The organism is Pseudomonas sp. HC1(2025) (genome assembly GCF_058742075.1).
The window spans coordinates 979494-996159 of the sequence record NZ_CP196017.1 but is presented as its reverse complement, the minus strand read 5'-3'; the positions used below and the strand labels follow the sequence as shown (position 1 = coordinate 996159).

19 protein-coding genes and 1 tRNA gene are annotated in these 16666 nt (G+C 58.1%); 17 read left to right on the top strand and 3 right to left on the bottom strand.

The annotated features are described in order from the left end of the window. The first annotated feature begins 17 nt into the window (after positions 1-17). The 17 genes from ACSSVH_RS04265 to ACSSVH_RS04185 all read left to right on the top strand — a co-directional run bounded on the left by ACSSVH_RS04265 (position 18) and on the right by ACSSVH_RS04185 (position 14512). Positions 18-1742, top strand: coding sequence for a tetratricopeptide repeat protein (locus tag ACSSVH_RS04265; protein WP_170058583.1), 1725 nt, complete (start codon positions 18-20; stop codon positions 1740-1742). A 4-nt stretch (positions 1743-1746) separates the two neighbouring features. Then, positions 1747-2364, top strand: coding sequence for a lipoprotein insertase outer membrane protein LolB (lolB, locus tag ACSSVH_RS04260; RefSeq protein WP_070996768.1), 618 nt, complete (start codon positions 1747-1749; stop codon positions 2362-2364). 1 nt (position 2365) lies between these two features. Beyond that, positions 2366-3214, top strand: a complete 849-nt coding sequence (ispE, locus tag ACSSVH_RS04255) for a 4-(cytidine 5'-diphospho)-2-C-methyl-D-erythritol kinase (RefSeq protein ID WP_170043038.1) — start codon at positions 2366-2368, stop codon at positions 3212-3214. 36 nt (positions 3215-3250) lie between these two features. Continuing rightward, positions 3251-3325: transfer RNA gene (locus ACSSVH_RS04250), tRNA-Gln, on the top strand. Positions 3326-3370: 45 nt separating this feature from the next. Then, positions 3371-4312 (top strand): ribose-phosphate pyrophosphokinase, encoded by a 942-nt coding sequence (locus ACSSVH_RS04245; RefSeq protein ID WP_003171603.1) that lies wholly within the window; start codon positions 3371-3373, stop codon positions 4310-4312. Positions 4313-4450: 138 nt separating this feature from the next. After that, on the top strand, positions 4451-5050 hold the full coding sequence (locus ACSSVH_RS04240) for a 50S ribosomal protein L25/general stress protein Ctc (RefSeq protein WP_169954853.1): 600 nt from the start codon (positions 4451-4453) through the stop codon (positions 5048-5050). A gap of 168 nt (positions 5051-5218) precedes the next feature. Next, complete coding sequence (pth, locus tag ACSSVH_RS04235) at positions 5219-5803, top strand: aminoacyl-tRNA hydrolase (protein WP_032857782.1); 585 nt, start codon at positions 5219-5221, stop codon at positions 5801-5803. Positions 5804-5825: 22 nt separating this feature from the next. Then, a complete protein-coding gene (gene ychF, locus ACSSVH_RS04230) occupies positions 5826-6926 on the top strand; it encodes a redox-regulated ATPase YchF (protein ID WP_099167955.1) in 1101 nt (366 codons plus the stop codon). 424 nt (positions 6927-7350) lie between these two features. Next, positions 7351-8274, top strand: coding sequence for a sigma 54-interacting transcriptional regulator (locus ACSSVH_RS04225; RefSeq protein WP_432755044.1), 924 nt, complete (start codon positions 7351-7353; stop codon positions 8272-8274). 46 nt (positions 8275-8320) lie between these two features. Continuing rightward, on the top strand, positions 8321-8665 hold the full coding sequence (locus ACSSVH_RS04220; protein ID WP_169954852.1) for a hypothetical protein: 345 nt from the start codon (positions 8321-8323) through the stop codon (positions 8663-8665). 310 nt (positions 8666-8975) lie between these two features. Beyond that, positions 8976-9134, top strand: a complete 159-nt coding sequence (locus ACSSVH_RS04215) for a type III secretion system rspB (RefSeq protein WP_169954851.1) — start codon at positions 8976-8978, stop codon at positions 9132-9134. A gap of 6 nt (positions 9135-9140) precedes the next feature. Next, positions 9141-9935, top strand: coding sequence for a type III secretion system inner membrane ring lipoprotein SctJ (gene sctJ, locus ACSSVH_RS04210; protein WP_492634123.1), 795 nt, complete (start codon positions 9141-9143; stop codon positions 9933-9935). A 555-nt stretch (positions 9936-10490) separates the two neighbouring features. Further along, a complete protein-coding gene (gene sctL, locus ACSSVH_RS04205; RefSeq protein ID WP_492634122.1) occupies positions 10491-11081 on the top strand; it encodes a type III secretion system stator protein SctL in 591 nt (196 codons plus the stop codon). 94 nt (positions 11082-11175) lie between these two features. Next, a complete protein-coding gene (locus ACSSVH_RS04200) occupies positions 11176-11394 on the top strand; it encodes a hypothetical protein (protein ID WP_169954848.1) in 219 nt (72 codons plus the stop codon). 408 nt (positions 11395-11802) lie between these two features. After that, entirely contained in the window at positions 11803-13944 is a 2142-nt protein-coding gene (gene sctC / locus ACSSVH_RS04195; RefSeq protein WP_169954847.1) for a type III secretion system outer membrane ring subunit SctC, read from the top strand. Beyond that, positions 13941-14144 carry an HrpT family type III secretion system protein gene (hrpT, locus tag ACSSVH_RS04190; RefSeq protein WP_169954846.1) on the top strand — a complete coding sequence of 68 codons (204 nt, stop codon included), beginning with the start codon at positions 13941-13943 and terminating at the stop codon, positions 14142-14144. The genes sctC and hrpT overlap by 4 nt, the downstream gene beginning before the upstream one ends. 5 nt (positions 14145-14149) lie before the next feature. Then, entirely contained in the window at positions 14150-14512 is a 363-nt protein-coding gene (locus ACSSVH_RS04185; RefSeq protein WP_492634121.1) for a transcriptional regulator, read from the top strand. Here the strand turns inward: ACSSVH_RS04185 and sctU are convergent. The 3 genes from sctU to sctS are packed head-to-tail and all read right to left on the bottom strand — an operon-like array spanning position 14509 to position 16665. Continuing rightward, positions 14509-15606 (bottom strand): type III secretion system export apparatus subunit SctU, encoded by a 1098-nt coding sequence (gene sctU / locus ACSSVH_RS04180; protein ID WP_169954844.1) that lies wholly within the window; start codon positions 15604-15606, stop codon positions 14509-14511. The two genes, ACSSVH_RS04185 and sctU, sit on opposite strands and share 4 nt — an antisense overlap. Next, positions 15603-16391: a type III secretion system export apparatus subunit SctT gene (gene sctT, locus ACSSVH_RS04175; RefSeq protein ID WP_492634120.1), complete on the bottom strand. Its 789-nt coding sequence runs from the start codon at positions 16389-16391 to the stop codon at positions 15603-15605. Before sctT ends, sctU begins: the two co-directional genes overlap by 4 nt. A gap of 10 nt (positions 16392-16401) precedes the next feature. Beyond that, on the bottom strand, positions 16402-16665 hold the full coding sequence (gene sctS / locus ACSSVH_RS04170; RefSeq protein ID WP_169954842.1) for a type III secretion system export apparatus subunit SctS: 264 nt from the start codon (positions 16663-16665) through the stop codon (positions 16402-16404). Position 16666: the final 1 nt, after the last annotated feature.

Sequence of the window (16666 nt, the reverse complement as noted above, 5' to 3'; positions counted from 1 at the left end):
AGTCGTCCTCTTCCTATATGAATAGATCTTCCGCGTTGCTCCTTGCCCTTGCCTTCCTCGGCGGCTGCCAGTCCATGGCCCCCGTATCGCCGCAGAATCCTGCGCCGGTGGAAGACAGCACCCCCGTCCCTGAAAAACCCAAGGTTTATTCCTCGTTCAGCGAAGAAACAGTGTTCAGCCTGCTGAGCGCGGAGCTGGCCGGCCAGCGCAATCGTTTCGACATTGCCCTGGATAACTACGTGACCCAGGCCATCAACACCCAGGACCCAGGGATCTCCGAGCGCGCGTTTCGCATCGCCGAATACCTGGGCGCCGACCAGGCCGCCCTGGATACCGCGCTGATCTGGGCGAAAAACGCCCCGGACGACCTGGAAGCCCAGCGCGCCGCGGCGATCCAGCTGGCACGTGCCGGGCGCTACGACGACTCCATGGTCTATATGGAGAAAGTCTTGCAGGGCAAGGGCGACACCCATTTCGACTTCCTCGCCCTGTCGGCCGCCGACACCGACCAGGACACCCGCGATGGCCTGATGAAGAGTTTCGACCGCCTGCTGCAAAAGCACCCAAGCAATGGCCAGTTGGTCTTTGGCAAGGCGCTGCTGCTGCAACAGGATGATGAACCGCAAGCGGCTCTCAAGCTGCTGGAGCAGAACCCGCCGGAAGAAGGTGAAATCGCCCCGCTGCTGCTGCGCGCACGCCTGCTGCAAAGCCTCAATCGCGGCAAGGAAGCCTTGCCGCTGCTGCAAAAAAGCATCAAGAAGTATCCGGACGACAAGCGCCTGCGCCTGACCTACGCACGCATGCTGGTGGAACAGGACCGCATGGAGGACGCCAAGGTAGAGTTCGCCAGCCTGGTCCAGCAATACCCGGACGATGACGAATTGCGTTACTCCCTGGCACTGGTCTGCCTGGAAGCCAAGGCCTGGGAAGAAGCCAAGGGCTACCTCGAAGACCTGATCGCGCGGGAAAGCCATGTCGATTCGGCCCACCTGAATCTGGGGCGCATCGCCGAGGAACGGGATGACCCGCAAGGCGCACTGATCGAATACGCCCAGGTCGGCCCCGGCAATGACTATCTGCCGGCACAACTGCGCCAGGCCGATATCCTGATGAATAACGGCCGCACCGACGAAGCCGAAAAACGCCTGGCCGCTGCCCGTGATGCCGAGCCGGACTACGCTATTCAGTTGTATCTGATCCAGGCCGAAACCTTGTCGGCCAACAATCAGGGGGAGCGCGCCTGGAAAATCCTCGCCCAGGCCCTGCTGCAATACCCCGACGACCTGAACCTGCTGTACACCCGCGCCATGCAGGCCGAAAAACGCAATGACCTGGCCCAGATGGAAAAAGACCTGCGCCTGATCATCAAGCGCGACCCCGACAATGCCATGGCACTGAACGCCCTGGGCTACACCTTGTCAGACCGTACGACGCGCTATGCCGAGGCCAAGGCCCTGATCGAACAGGCCCACCAGCTCAACCCGGAAGACCCGGCTGTGCTCGACAGCCTGGGCTGGGTGAATTACCGCCTGGGCAACCTCGACGAGGCCGAACGCCTGCTGCGTCAGGCCCTGGAGCGGTTCCCCGACCAGGAAGTCGCCGCGCACCTGGGCGAAGTGCTCTGGGCCAAAGGCAACCAGCGCGAAGCCCGACAAATCTGGGCCAAGTTCCTCAAGGAACAACCCGACAGCCCTATCCTGCGCAGCACCATCAAGCGCCTGACCGGATCCGAGACTCTTTAATTCTATGTTTTTGCGCCACGCCATCGTTTTCAGTTTTATCGCCTTGCTCGCCGGTTGTGCGGGCTTCGGTGCCCGTGAGTCCGTCGAAGGCCAGGGCAACCCGGCTCAATGGCGACAGCACAAGGATCAGCTCAGCAGCATTGATGGCTGGCAGATCGAGGGCAAGATCGGGGTTCGCGCACCGAAGGATTCGGGCAGCGGCACCTTGTTCTGGCTGCAACGCCAGGACTATTACGACATCCGCCTCTCCGGCCCCCTGGGCCGTGGCGCTGCACGCCTGACCGGTCGACCGGGGCAAGTGAGCCTGGAAGTAGCCAACCAGGGCCGCTACGAAGCGCCGTCACCGGAGGCCTTGCTCGAAGAGCAGGTCGGCTGGAAGCTGCCAGTCTCGCACCTGGTCTGGTGGGTTCGCGGGCTGCCCGCACCTGACAGCAAGAGCCGGCTGAGCCTCAATGGCGACAGTCGCCTGGCCACCCTGGAACAGGATGGCTGGCAGGTTGAATACTTGAGCTACGTGGAACAAAGCGGCTACTGGCTGCCCGAACGTATCAAGCTGCACGGCTCCAACCTTGATGTCACGCTGGTGATCAAAGACTGGCAACCACGCAAACTGGGGCAGTGACATGACTGAACGCCTGACGCTGCCGTCCCCGGCCAAGCTCAATTTGATGCTGCACATCCTCGGTCGTCGTGAAGACGGCTACCACGAGTTGCAGACGCTGTTTCAATTTCTCGACTACGGCGACGAGATGACCTTCGCCGTGCGCGACGATGGCGTGATTCAACTGCACACCGAATTTGCCGATGTACCCCACGACAGCAATCTGATCGTGAAGGCCGCAAAAAAACTTCAGCAGCAATCCGGTTGTACGCTGGGCATCGATATCTGGATCGATAAAATCCTGCCCATGGGCGGCGGCATCGGCGGCGGCAGCTCGAATGCCGCGACCACCCTGCTCGGTCTCAATCACTTATGGCAACTGGGTTGGGACGAAGATCGCCTGGCCGCACTGGGCCTGACCCTGGGCGCCGACGTCCCGGTTTTTGTGCGTGGACACGCCGCATTTGCTGAGGGTGTCGGGGAAAAACTCACACCCGTAGACCCCGAAGAGCCGTGGTATGTCGTGCTTGTTCCGCAAGTATCTGTAAGTACAGCAGAAATTTTTTCAGATCCGTTGTTGACACGTAACTCTTCTCCCATTAAAGTGCGCCCCGTTCCCAAGGGAAACAGTCGAAATGACTGCTTACCGGTGGTAGCAAGGCGTTATCCAGATGTACGTAACGCTTTGAATTTGTTAGGTAAATTTACCGAAGCAAAACTCACCGGAACTGGAAGTTGTGTGTTTGGGGGCTTCCCAAACAAAGCTGAAGCTGATAAAGTCTCGGCCCTTCTTACAGAGACCCTTACAGGGTTTGTAGCAAAGGGAAGCAACGTTTCGATGTTGCATCGCAAGTTGCAAAGTCTGCTCTAAAGGAACCGAGTACTGGGTACTCGTTGCAACAGATACAGGGGCGTCGCCAAGCGGTAAGGCAGCAGGTTTTGATCCTGCCATGCGTTGGTTCGAATCCAGCCGCCCCTGCCATTTTCTATACTCATCCAGGTTACCCTCAGCCTCTAGGTACTGCGCGTGTCCAAGATGATGGTCTTTACGGGGAATGCCAACCCCGATCTGGCTCGGCGTGTTGTACGTCAGCTGCATATCCCTCTCGGTGACATCTCTGTCGGTAAATTTTCCGACGGCGAGATTACAGCCGAGATCAATGAAAATGTCCGCGGTAAAGATGTTTTCATTATTCAGCCGACTTGCGCTCCGACCAACGATAACCTGATGGAACTCGTCGTGATGGCTGATGCCTTCCGCCGCTCCTCAGCGACTCGAATCACAGCTGTAATCCCTTACTTTGGTTATGCCCGTCAGGATCGCCGTCCGCGTTCTGCACGTGTGGCTATCAGCGCGAAAGTCGTCGCTGACATGCTGACCGTGGTAGGTATCGACCGTGTTCTCACGGTTGACCTGCACGCTGACCAAATCCAGGGGTTCTTCGATATTCCGGTAGATAACATCTACGGCTCCCCCGTCCTGGTGGATGACATCGAAGACCAGCGCTTTGAAAACCTGATGATCGTGTCCCCGGACATTGGTGGCGTCGTGCGTGCACGGGCTGTTGCCAAATCCCTGGGCGTGGACCTCGGGATCATCGACAAACGCCGTGAGAAAGCCAATCACTCTGAAGTGATGCATATCATCGGTGATGTCGAAGGGCGTACCTGTATTCTGGTCGATGACATGGTCGATACCGCCGGCACCCTGTGCCACGCGGCAAAAGCCTTGAAAGAGCACGGTGCGGCTAAAGTCTTCGCCTACTGCACACACCCTGTGCTGTCGGGCCGAGCGATCGAGAACATCGAGAACTCCGTGCTGGACGAACTGGTGGTGACCAACACCATCCCGTTGTCCGCAGCTGCTCAAGCCTGTGCGCGTATCCGTCAACTGGATATCGCCCCGGTTGTTGCTGAGGCGGTTCGCCGTATCAGCAATGAAGAATCGATCAGCGCGATGTTCCGCTAAGGGTCAAACCTTGGCAGCATCAACCTGACGAAAAGCGCCCCGCCCCAGCACTCTGCTGGGGCGGGGCTTTTTTGCCCATATCGCCTTTAGCGCTGGTCGCAAACGCTGGGGCGAATGTGGTTATTTTGGAGATACAACATGAACGATTTTACTTTGAATGCTGAAGTGCGTTCCGACCTGGGGAAAGGTGCGAGCCGCCGCCTGCGTCGTCTCGCAAGCCTGGTTCCAGCTGTAGTCTACGGTGGCGAAAAAGCCCCTGAATCCATCAGCATGCTGGCTAAAGAAATTGCCAAACTGCTCGAAAACGATGCGGCCTACAGCCACATCATCGAGCTGAACGTAGGTGGCAAAAAGCAGAACGTCATCATCAAGGCCCTGCAACGTCACCCAGCTAAAGGCCACGTGCTGCACGCTGACTTCGTACGCGTTGTAGCCGGTCAGAAACTGACCGCTATCGTACCTGTGCACTTCGTTGGCGAAGCTGCTCCGATCAAGAAAGGCGGCGAAATCTCGCACGTTGTAGCCGAGATCGAAGTGACCTGCCTGCCGAAAGACCTGCCTGAGTTCATCGAAGTCGACCTGTCGGCTGCTGAAATCGGCGACATCATCCACCTGTCCGACCTCAAGGCGCCTAAAGGCGTTGAGTTCGTCGCACTGGCTCACGGTGATGACAAAGCTGTTGCAAACGTTCACGCTCCGCGCGTTGCACCAGAAGCTGAAGAAGGCGCTGCAGAGTAATTCACTCTGTAATGCCGGAGCTTGAGGAAACATCGCGGACCGAAACGTAGCGAGAAAGCGGGCGATAACGCGGCGTTTACTCTTGAGTAAATGATCTCTTGTTGTCCACTTTCGCCGCCCGTTGGTTGCGGCGATGTTATCCACAACTCCAAAGGAAGGGCCCCTGTCGTGACTGCCATTAAACTGATCGTTGGCCTGGGAAATCCAGGCGCCGAATACGAACAGACCCGGCATAACGCGGGGGCCCTTTTTGTTGAGCGTATCGCCCACGCCCAAGGCATCAACCTGGTGGCCGATCGCAAATATTTTGGCCTGACCGGACGCTTCTCGCATCAGGGTCAGGATGTTCGTCTGCTGATTCCCACCACCTACATGAACCGCAGCGGCCAGGCTGTCGCGGCGCTTGCGGGCTTCTTCCGGATCAAACCCGAGGAAATCCTGGTGGCCCATGACGAACTGGACCTGCCCCCCGGCGTTGCCAAGCTCAAGCAAGGCGGCGGCCACGGCGGTCATAATGGCCTGCGCGACATCATCGCGCAGTTGGGCAATCAGAATACGTTCTACCGCCTGCGGCTCGGCATTGGCCACCCAGGCGTTGCCAGTATGGTTTCAAATTTCGTCCTGGGTCGTGCGCCACGCGCCGAACAGGAAAAACTCGATGCCAGCATCGATTTTGCCCTCGGCGTGCTGCCGGATATCTTCGCCGGTGAATGGAACCGTGCGATGAAAAACCTGCACAGCCAGAAGGCCTGACTCTTATCCGAGGGGAAACACCATGGGATTCAATTGCGGCATCGTCGGCCTACCTAACGTCGGCAAGTCCACCCTGTTCAACGCCCTGACCAAGTCCGGTATTGCGGCGGAGAACTTCCCCTTCTGCACCATCGAACCCAACACCGGTATCGTGCCAATGCCCGATCCGCGCCTGGAGGCCCTGGCGGCCATCGTCAATCCCAAGCGCATCCTGCCGACCACCATGGAGTTCGTCGACATCGCAGGCCTGGTAGCCGGTGCGTCGAAAGGTGAAGGCCTGGGCAACAAGTTCCTCGCCAACATCCGCGAGACCGATGCCATCGCCCACGTGGTCCGCTGCTTTGAAGACGAGAACGTGATCCACGTCTCCAACAGCGTCGACCCGAAACGCGATATCGAGATCATCGACCTGGAACTGATCTTTGCCGACCTCGACAGCTGCGAAAAGCAACTGCAAAAGGTCACGCGCAACGCCAAGGGCGGCGACAAGGACGCAGTGGTCCAGAAGGCCTTGCTTGAGCAACTGATCGCACACTTCACCCTGGGCAAGCCTGCACGCAGCCTGATGAAGAGCATGAGCACCGACGAAAAGGCCGTGATCAAAGGCTTCCACCTGCTGACCACCAAGCCTGTGATGTACATCGCCAACGTGGCTGAAGACGGTTTTGAAAACAACCCGCTGCTCGACGTGGTCATGGCCATTGCCGAAGAAGAAGGCGCGATGGTTGTACCGGTGTGCAACAAGATCGAAGCGGAAATCGCCGAGCTGGAAGACGGCGAAGAGAAAGACATGTTCCTCGAGGCCCTGGGCCTGGAAGAGCCTGGCCTGAACCGCGTGATCCGTGCGGGCTACGAAATGCTGCACCTGCAGACCTATTTCACCGCCGGTGTCGAAGAAGTGCGTGCCTGGACCGTCAAGGTTGGCGCCACCGCGCCACAGGCTGCGGGTGTGATCCACACCGACTTCGAAAAAGGCTTTATCCGCGCCGAAGTGATCGCCTACAACGACTTCATCCAGTTCAAGGGCGAAGCCGGGGCCAAGGAAGCCGGCAAATGGCGCCTGGAAGGCAAGGAATACATCGTCAAGGATGGCGATGTGATGCACTTCCGCTTCAACGTATAACGCTTCACCGGCGGCCTATGCCCCCACAAAAAAGCCGATGCCCAGCATCGGCTTTTTTTATGGCCGCACCAATAACGATGCCGATCTCCAACAGTTCAAGCGGCCCATGAAACATCAAGCAATCGTTAAATATTTTTAATAAAGACATCTAAAAAACAGGACGCAACCACTTCAAGCATGAGATTTGCCTAATCAATAACATTCATAAATAATTTAAGACTTCTCCTACCAACAGCTACAAATAACCTTCCTACAAAAACTTGAATATTTCCCAAGAACAACGCCCTAAACACTTAAAGCACAACAGCGGCGCATTCCAACATCCTTTCGCGATGACAACCTGGATATTTTGCGGTCTACTGGTCAATATCATTCGCTAATTCAAACAATAGTGAAGCGACAACTCTATTGGAGCAATAGCAATATGTCGGCCTCCTATCAAAACGAAGTTGAAACAGATACGCCATTCAACGAATACCCAGACATCGAAACAACTATCATAAATACCGCCCCGCTCAACATTGACATGCTGCTGCTGGGGGAAACGGGGACGGGTAAGGACACCTTGGCGCAACGTGTTCATTGCTTATCGGGGCGGCGGGGGAATTTCGTCGCACTCAACTGTGCGGCAATACCGGAGAGCCTTGCCGAAAGCCAACTGTTCGGTGTCAACAGCGGGGCCTACACAGGGGCGATGCAGTCACGTGCAGGTTCTGTCGAGGCCGCGCACCTGGGGACCTTGTATCTTGACGAAATAGACAGCATGCCGCTGACCCTGCAGGCCAAATTGCTGCGGGTGCTGGAGTCGCGGGGGGTTGAGCGCCTGGGCTCAACCCGGTTTATTCCAGTGGATATGCGCGTGATCGCCTCCGCGCAGCAATCCTTGCATGAGATGGTCGAGCAAGGAGCGTTCAGGCGCGATCTGTACTTTCGCCTGAACGTGGTCAACATCAACCTGCCGCCGCTGCGCGAGCAACGAGATCGCATCATCCCTTTGTTCCTGAAAATGATCCGGCAGGAGGCCGAGTATTTCAAATGCCCTGTGCCGGCCCCCCCCAGCCACCTGTTAACACAATTACTGTGTCATCCCTGGCGGGGGAATGTCCGCGAGCTGCGTTCGACGGCCAAGCGTTTCGTCCTGGGGTTAGCCCCCCTTTGCGTCCCCGAGGCAGAGCGCGCAGACATGAACATGCCTCTCAAGGAGCGGCTACAGCAGATAGAAAAATCCCTGATTGAAGCCTCACTGAACCGCCACGCCCACAACGTCGACGTGGTGGCCATCGAACTAGGCGTTGCCAAGCGCACACTTTATTACCGGATGAAACAACTGGAAATATCACTGACCTGAGTACCTTGCACAACTCACCCGCACGGCGCTGAAAAAGTTACACCTTTTGAAATACACCCTCCAGAAACACGTGGAACGCATACATCTTCTGCGCCACATAAATCATGGAACAGCGAAACTGGATGTGACACACCACCTCTCAGGATCGCCCTATTCCAGTGAGATCAACGTTAAGTACGGAGTAAAAAATATGAGTATCGGTTCTATTGGCTCTTCCGGATCTAACCCTTACGGCAGCGGCGCTGGTGGTATGAGTGTAGAACAGGCCGACGCGGGCCTTGAAGCCGCAGAAGCAAAAAAGAGGGCAGATGGTGTGAAAAACGCTTGGAAAACTGCGGAGAACCAAAATACCGCAGGTATAAAAACAGCCGCTGACGCACTCCGTTTGTAATCAGTCCGGCAGCCCTCTGGCCTTCCTGGTGCTTGACAGCGGGAAGGCCACTTAAAGTCTGCGCTACACCTCCCCTCCTGAGTACTTACGTAATAGGCGCCATATGTTTATAGGAAGAGTAAGTTCTTTTGAAGAGAATAATCTTGCTGGCGCCGCAAGCGCACAAGAATCATCTGTCTCTAGTACCGACGTGAACTTTTTTGCCTCAATCATGGCACCGTCAATGCCGGCAAATTCGACGACAACTTATACGACGCCACAAAGTATGCTTTCCGAGGCATCAGGCAAACTATCCTCCGTAACCCAACGCATGACCAAAAGTCTGCGTGCCCTGAGTGGCGACGATAAGTTTGACGAAGCGCGCAAATACCCGGACCAACTGTCCGATACGCTATTGCTCACGCATTTACTCGTCAAGAGTGTCGGTAAAACCGCACAGTGCGTGGATAAAATCTGCAATCTTCAGTAGATAAACATGACTCGCACCCTGCGTATTGCATTAGTTCTAGCGTTTTCATTTATGCTCAATGCCTGTAGTGAACGTATCGAACTTCACCGTCAACTCTCTGAGCAGGAAGCCAACGAGGTCCTCGCAGAGTTGGCAGACAAACATATACGCGCCAGCAAAGTTCCCGCCAAAGATGGTGTTGTCGTGATGGTCAACGCATCCGACATCGGACGCGCCGTACGTACCCTGGATGCAGTGGGATTGCCCAAGGCCGCCCGCGCCACCATGGGCGAGACGTTCCGCAAGGAAGGGGTCATCTCGACCCCGCTTGAGGAACGGGCGCGCTATATCTATGCCTTGTCCCAGGAGCTGGAAACAACGCTGTCGAACATCGACGGAGTCATCGTCGCCCGGGTACACGTGGTGTTGCCCGAGCGAGTCGCACCGGGTGAACCGGTGCAACCCGCCTCCGCATCGGTGTTCATCAAACACGATCCCCGGCTCGACCCCGACAACATCCAGGCCCGTGTGCGCCGGCTGGTTGCCAGCAGTATCCCTGGCATGACCAACACTGCCGAAAACCCGCAAAAATTGACCGTGGTATTCGTCCCGGCAACGGCCTACATGGAGCAGCAACGCCTGGCCTATTTCGGTCCATTCCTGGTTCCCGGGGACGACATTGGATTTTGGCGGGCCAGTGTCACATTCACCCTGATCGTTTTGGTGCTGCTGATTCTCGCTGTAACGTTCTGGCGGATCCGAGGCCAGCGCGTACTGCCGCCGCCATCCCCTAACGCCCCGGCCCACGCGCCCGATGAGTAACCTGGCTTGGGTCCAGTGGTGGGCAACCCCCTGGATGTATTCGCGTGAAGATTGGAGAGCGGCTGATGAACACCCTGCGCTGAATGGGCTGTATCGCAGTCGGCATTCATGGGTAGGCAAGATATACGGCATCGCCCCCTGCCTGCCTCCCCCGCCCCAGCCCACCCTGCTTCAATTGGCGCTCGCCTCGCCGGACCAACTGGACCTGGTGCTGGCATTGGTCGACAGCACGTGTCGCCCGAGCCACGCCAGCCTATTGAATGAAAGCCTCCTCCAGTGGTGCAACCGACTCTCCAAGGCGTTGCCTGCAGATATGTTGTTGCCCGATGACGACCCCCTGCAATTACTACGAACCTGGGTCAGCCCGCCAACCTGGCAGAGAATCAGATTGAGGTTTTCTCGCAGGCGCGTCTTGGAGCTGGAGAAAAACGCCCTTTCGCTGGGCGACTCGTACAGTCGCCTCGATACCCTTTGGCACGCCGTAGTCTGGCGGATTGCAACGATCAACAGCGACGGTAAAGCGCCTTATGCCAAGGACCATGGAGACTGAAAACGATGTTTTGCCGACATAAAATCGACTTGCCCAAAGGTGCCGCTGCCACTCCCGAAACCCTGATCCCCCGCGAAACGCTGGCGGGTTATGCCCAGGCCAACACTGTGTTGGAACACGCCAATGCCCAGGCCAGGAAATTGCTGAAGTTGGCAGAAAAGCAGCGTGAAAAGCTCCTGGAACAGGCCGGCCTTGAGATCTGGCAACGTGCCGATGCGCAGTTCAAACGCTGGGAAGTCGAGCGCCAGGCGATGTACGACAACCTTGAGCGCTATGCCTCGTCTATCGCCAACCAGGCTATTGATCTGCTGCTCGAAGAAACGCCCCCAGCACAACGCATGGCGGCCCTGATCAAGCAATTGATGGCAAGCCAGGTTCCGCTGGTCAAGGCGGCTTTGCTATGCCATCCACAGGAACTGGAAGCCGCCAGGCACTTCTTGGCCGGCCACAACAATACGCTCTGGGCGTTGCGTGCTGACGATACGGTCAAACCTCAAACACTGCTGCTACAGACCGAAGAGGGAGACTTCTGTATCGGCTGGGCCGCCATGCGCGATAGTTTCCAGGAACAAAGCGACAAGTTCTTGGGCAGCTGATTTTAAACACGCATATGTATCCAAAATAAATGGCTACATCTGGAACCAATTCGAAATACAAACCACAGAGAGGAAACACAAAAGGAGCGAAGCCATGAACTACTACGAAGGTTATAGAGCACGACTTGTACAGGATGCGAAGCTCACTAGAAACGATGTCCGCGACTTGATGGAAGACAACTCTGGATCTGAGGAAGATATGGCTTTGTTCTACGAACTGCTGAGGAAGAATCGCAAATCCGAATACGTTTACACCGAGCATATTAGAGCCAGGCATATGCTGCTCAAGTCTGGCCTGGACAGCGGGCAGTAAATTGAAGGAGCTACTTTGCAACTGGTTGAACAGCCGTACTGAAGAACTAATACTGTTTGAGGATGACGACGAAATAATCCTCAGCCGCGGTTCTGACACCCTGTTACTGCGCGTCCAACTGACCTCAAGCCGGCCTGACAAATCACACCTCCACACCTGGATGCGCCTGGGCAATGCAAGCCTGAGTCACTTTCAGGGAGCGCTCGCCCAGGCGCCTGCAACGGGTGTGCTCTGGCTCGTCCAGTGTCTACCGCACAGCGCCGGCGAAAAGCATCTATTGGACAGTCTCGAAGCCCTGCTCAACCAGCGCGATACCTGGCGCGCAATGATTACGCGCCTCACAAAACCAACCCCAAGGTTCCAGCCCACGTCACTCCGATCGCTGCCGCACTAATCAGGGAACGCTCCATGTATAACAAAAACCACAAGCGCACTTGCTTGCGCGCCGTCTCGCCTGCATCCCCCCAAAAAAGCCGCCGTTGGTGCTGCCTGCTGGTGCTGCCCTGGTTGCTGGCGCCCTTGCAGAGCCCCCTCGCCGCTATCCCCGCCGAATGGAAAAACACCGCATACGCCTATGAAGCCGAACATAAGCCGGTGCGCGATGTACTGGAGGATTTCGCCCAGACCTTTGGCACGCAATTGCAGATCGACGGCCTGCTGGAGGGCAACGTCAATGGCAAGATACGCGCCAACACCCCGCAGTCGATGCTCGACAGGCTGGGGGTAGAACACCGCTTCCAGTGGTACATGTACAACAACACGCTGTACATCAGCACCCTGGACCAGCAAGAGTCCGCGCGCCTGGAGGTGTCCGCCGAGACCGTGGCTGACTTGAAGCAGGCACTGACCGATATTGGCCTGCTCGATAGCCGTTTTGGCTGGGGCGAACTGCCCGACGATGGCGTGGTGCTGGTCTCAGGCCCCAAGCGCTATATCGAGCAGATCAAGAACTTCAGCAGCCAGCGTAAATCTCCCGACGAAAAACAGAGCGTGCTGACGTTCCCGCTCAAGTTCGCCAACGCGGCGGACCGCCCGATTGATTACCGTGGCGAAAAGCTGGTCATCCCGGGGGTTGCCAGCATGTTGCGCGGGTTATTGGAGCCTCGCGATGCCTCGGCACTGTCGTCAATGAACCCACGCCCCACCTCGTCATCGCAGCCTTCGCCCATAACCCCGATCCTGCCCCGCCTGGGCAACCCGATGCTGGACCAGATGCTCGGCTCGCAAGCGTCCCTGGGGCAGACGGGGCCAAGCATGGCGCTCACATCCCGGGCACCGCCTGCCCGAGGCAAGATCCGTGTCGAGGCCGATGTGCGTAACAACGCGGTATTGATCTATGACCTGCCAGAGCGCCAGGCAATGTACCGCGAACTGATCGCTCAACTCGATGTGGCACGCAAGCTGGTGGAGATAGACGCCATCATCCTTGATATCGAGCGCACGCAACTGCGCGAGTTCGGGGTCAACTGGGGCTTTCAGAACAGTCGCTTTCGCGCCGGTGTGAACATGGCGCCCGGCACCTCCGCGCAAATATCGATCGAGAACCGTGACCGTTTCTACGCGGACATCCGGGCCCTGGAGGCCAAGGGACTGGCGACCATGGTGTCCAACCCGTCAGTGTTGACCCTGGAAAACCAGCCGGCGGTGATTGACTTCAATCGCACCCAGTACCTGACCGCCGGCGTCGAAAACGCAACCATCTTGCCCATCACCGTGGGCACCAGTTTCCAGGTGGTGCCGCGGGTCATCACCTCGCGCGGCAGCCACCAGGTCTATCTGGCGGTGGATATTGAGGACGGCAACTTCGACGAGTCCAACCCGGAGCGCATCGGCCCCGATGTGCGCCGGGGCAAGGTCAGCACCCAGGCGGTGATGGCGGAAAAACGCTCGCTGGTGGTCGGCGGGTTCCATGTCACCGAAAGCGCCGACCAGAAAAACAAAGTGCCGGTACTGGGGGATATTCCCTTGCTGGGCAAGGCGCTGTTTTCTTCAACCCAGCGCAAAAACAACCGGCGTGAACGCCTGTTTATCCTGACCCCACGGGTGATCGGCGACCAGGCCGACCCGTCACGCTACTTGCCCCAGGACGACCAGGTGGAACTGCAAGCAGCCCTCAAGCCGTTGGCCAGGCGCTATGCCGGGCACCCGCCGGTGATCAAGCGCAGCGAGATCACCAGCGCCCTCGCCCACCTCGTCACCGGCCAGGTACCCGATGCGTTCAAGGCCGCGCCCATGCCCCTGGGCCTGAACACCTTGTGCAACCCTCGCGAGTTGCTGGCGCTCAATACCGAACGCAGCCAGTGGTACGCAGGCCCGCAGTTCAACGTGGCGGTGGTGGTGATGCGCAACCAGTTCAAACGCAACGTGCGCATCGATGAAAACGAATGCAGCAACGCCCAGACCCTGGCCGTCAGCGTCTGGCCACGGGCCTGGCTCAAGCCGGGCGAAGAGGCTGAGGTGTTCATCGCCATGCGCCCGGTGGTCAAGGATGAACACATCGGTATCTCCCGCCCGTCCCTGCTCACCCCAACACGGAAGACTGCGCCATGAAACAACCACTCGCCGGCATCACCCTCTTCGCACTGGCTCTGTTGATGGGCGGTTGTACACCAACGTGCAAAGGTGACTCCTGTTCACGGCCACAATCGAGCGCCGGCAAGCTGGTGGTCTGGTGGCCGCCGCAGATGCGGGTCGAACCCGGCCCTTCGGGCGAAAGGGCCGATTACCAGACGATCTCGCTGGAGCAATGACAAGCATGGGATTGCCCGACGAGGGTGCGCGTCGCCAGGTACTCCTGGACAACCTGGTAAGCGGCAATGCCGCCTACCAGTCGCTGTGTCCGGGCATTGGCCTATGCCGTCTGAATGCCGGGCGCCAAGCCGGCCTGGCCTTGCAGATTGCGCCTGAGGCGTTGCAGCCTGGCCAGTTGGACCAGGTGCTGAAGCGGCGCTTTGCCCACGCGATCGGGTTCGATGGCTGCTTTGTCTATCTTGATGCCAAAGGCAGCCTGGTGATCTGGCATGCGTGGTCGCCAAAAGGCCATTCGGCCGATGACATCGTCAGCCGCCTGCTCTCCCTGGCCAGGCTCGAGGCCCTGGATGTACACCGCGCGCCCTAGCGGCGCGCCAACTCCGGCAGCTCCAGGGTCTGGCGCTTGGCCTCATCATCCAGCTCACGCAAGGTGCGATAGATCAACGCCACCGCCTGCAAGGTCTCCCGCGGGATCGGCGCGCCCAGCTTGCGTTCATACAGCATGCGCGCCAACCACACACACTGGATCACCGGCACATCAGCAGCCTTGGCCCGGCCAATCAGTTTGCGGGCCTGGGCATCCGTGCCCTTGTCGACCAACATGGGCAGCGGCGTCTTGCCAGGCCTGTAGTACAGCGCCACGGCATAGTGCGTCGGGTTGACCACCAGCATGTCGGACTCTTCAAGCTTGGGCAGCTTGACCTTGGGTTCTTCCTGGGCGAGTTGGTAGGCCAGGGAGCGGCGCTGGCCCTTGACGTGAGGATCGCCCTCCATGTCTTTGTACTCCTTGACCACCTCCACCTGGGTCATACGCATGCGCTTGGCAAAGAAGTACTTCTGCATGGCCAGGTCGACCAGCGCGAGCACCAGCAGCAGCCCGAGGCAGGCGTGCAGCAAATGGCGGAACAAGGTAATCAGCGCCACGATGTAGCTTTGCAGGTCGCTGGTGGCGAGGTTGATCAGCACCCCCAAGGACGGGGTGATCACCACATACAGAATCAACGAGAGCAGCAATGCCTTGGCGAGCCCCATCAACAGGTTGATCACTGACTGGGCAGAAAACATCTGCTTGACCTGATTGAGCGGGTTGAGGCGATTGAAGTCCGGCTTCAAGCTCTCCGGAGCGAACAAAAAACCGAACTGCAGCCAACTGCTCATCAGCTTCACGGCAATCGCTACCCCACACATCAACAGGCCGAACGAAAAAAACACCACCAGGCCGTCCATCAACACTTCTTCCAGGGCGCGAACAAACGGTTGGCCAATGCGCGAAAACGGCAGCGCCATCAACTGCTGGAAGCGCTGCAGGCTGGTTTGGGCAGTAAACAGGGCGATCTCGCTGATCGCGGTAAGCACCAATAACTTGGCCACGTCCTGGCTCTGTGCGACCTGGCCTTTCTTGCGTTGGTCCTTGAGTTTCTTGGGGGTCGCCGCGTGTTTTTTCTCGCCTGAGTCACTCATGACCCCACGCCTCCAATCATCGGGCCCAGGGAGTGCTTGAGGTCGAGCAAAAGGCCCATGCGCCCGGCGATCAAATCTTCCAACAGGGGAAAGTACAGCAGTAAAAAGGCCAGGCCTGCCAGGCTCTTGGCCGGCATGGCCAGGGTCGACACCTGCAACTGCGGGCTGTAGAGCCCCAGCAGGGCAAAGCCGAATTCCAGCAGCAACAGCACCGCGATGAACGGCGCGGCGTAGAGCATCATGTGCACGAAGGTATCGCCGAGCAGGCCCAGGAACACGCTGAAGCCATTGACTGCGGGCAGTGGCACCCAGGCCGTGGGTGGCCAGATCAGATAGCTGTCCCAAATCACCTGCGTCAACGCCCCCAGCCCGAGGGTGGTGATCAACAGAAAAATCGCCAACTGCTTGAACAGATGCCCGACCGGCGTGGCATCCGGCCCCAGCGAGGGGTTGAGTTGCCCGCCCGCCAAGGCGCCTCGCTGGTTATCGAGCAACGCGCCGACCGACTCGACCATCCAGAACGGCATGAACAGCAACACCCCCAGCAACAGGCCCAGGGCCGCTTCCTTGAGCACCAGCCCGGCAAGCAGCAGCGCCGAGTAATCCTTGCCCATCAACGCGGCATGGATGCCGGGCGTGGGGAACAAGGCCAGCACCATCACAATCGTATGCCGGGTCATGCCGCGCACATGCTGGAAACAAAACGCCGGCACCAGGAACATGCACGGGTAGATGCGGGCCATGCTGATCAGCAGGCTGGGCAAAAATTCCAGATAAAGGAGCAAAGGCTGTTCCTCAGTTCAGTGCCGAGCGGGCAATCATGTCGAAGGTCATATTGATCAGTTGAATCAACTCCACGCCGATCCAGCGCCCGGTCAATATCAGGGTTATGCCGACGGCAACCAGCTTGACCCCAAAGGGCAAGGTCTGGTCCTGCACCTGCATCAGGGCCTGCACCAGGGACGTCATCACCCCGACAATCACCGCGACGATCAGCGGCGGCGCCGAGAGCACCACCACCAGCAGCATGCCCTGCTTGAACAGCACGATCGGTTCCATA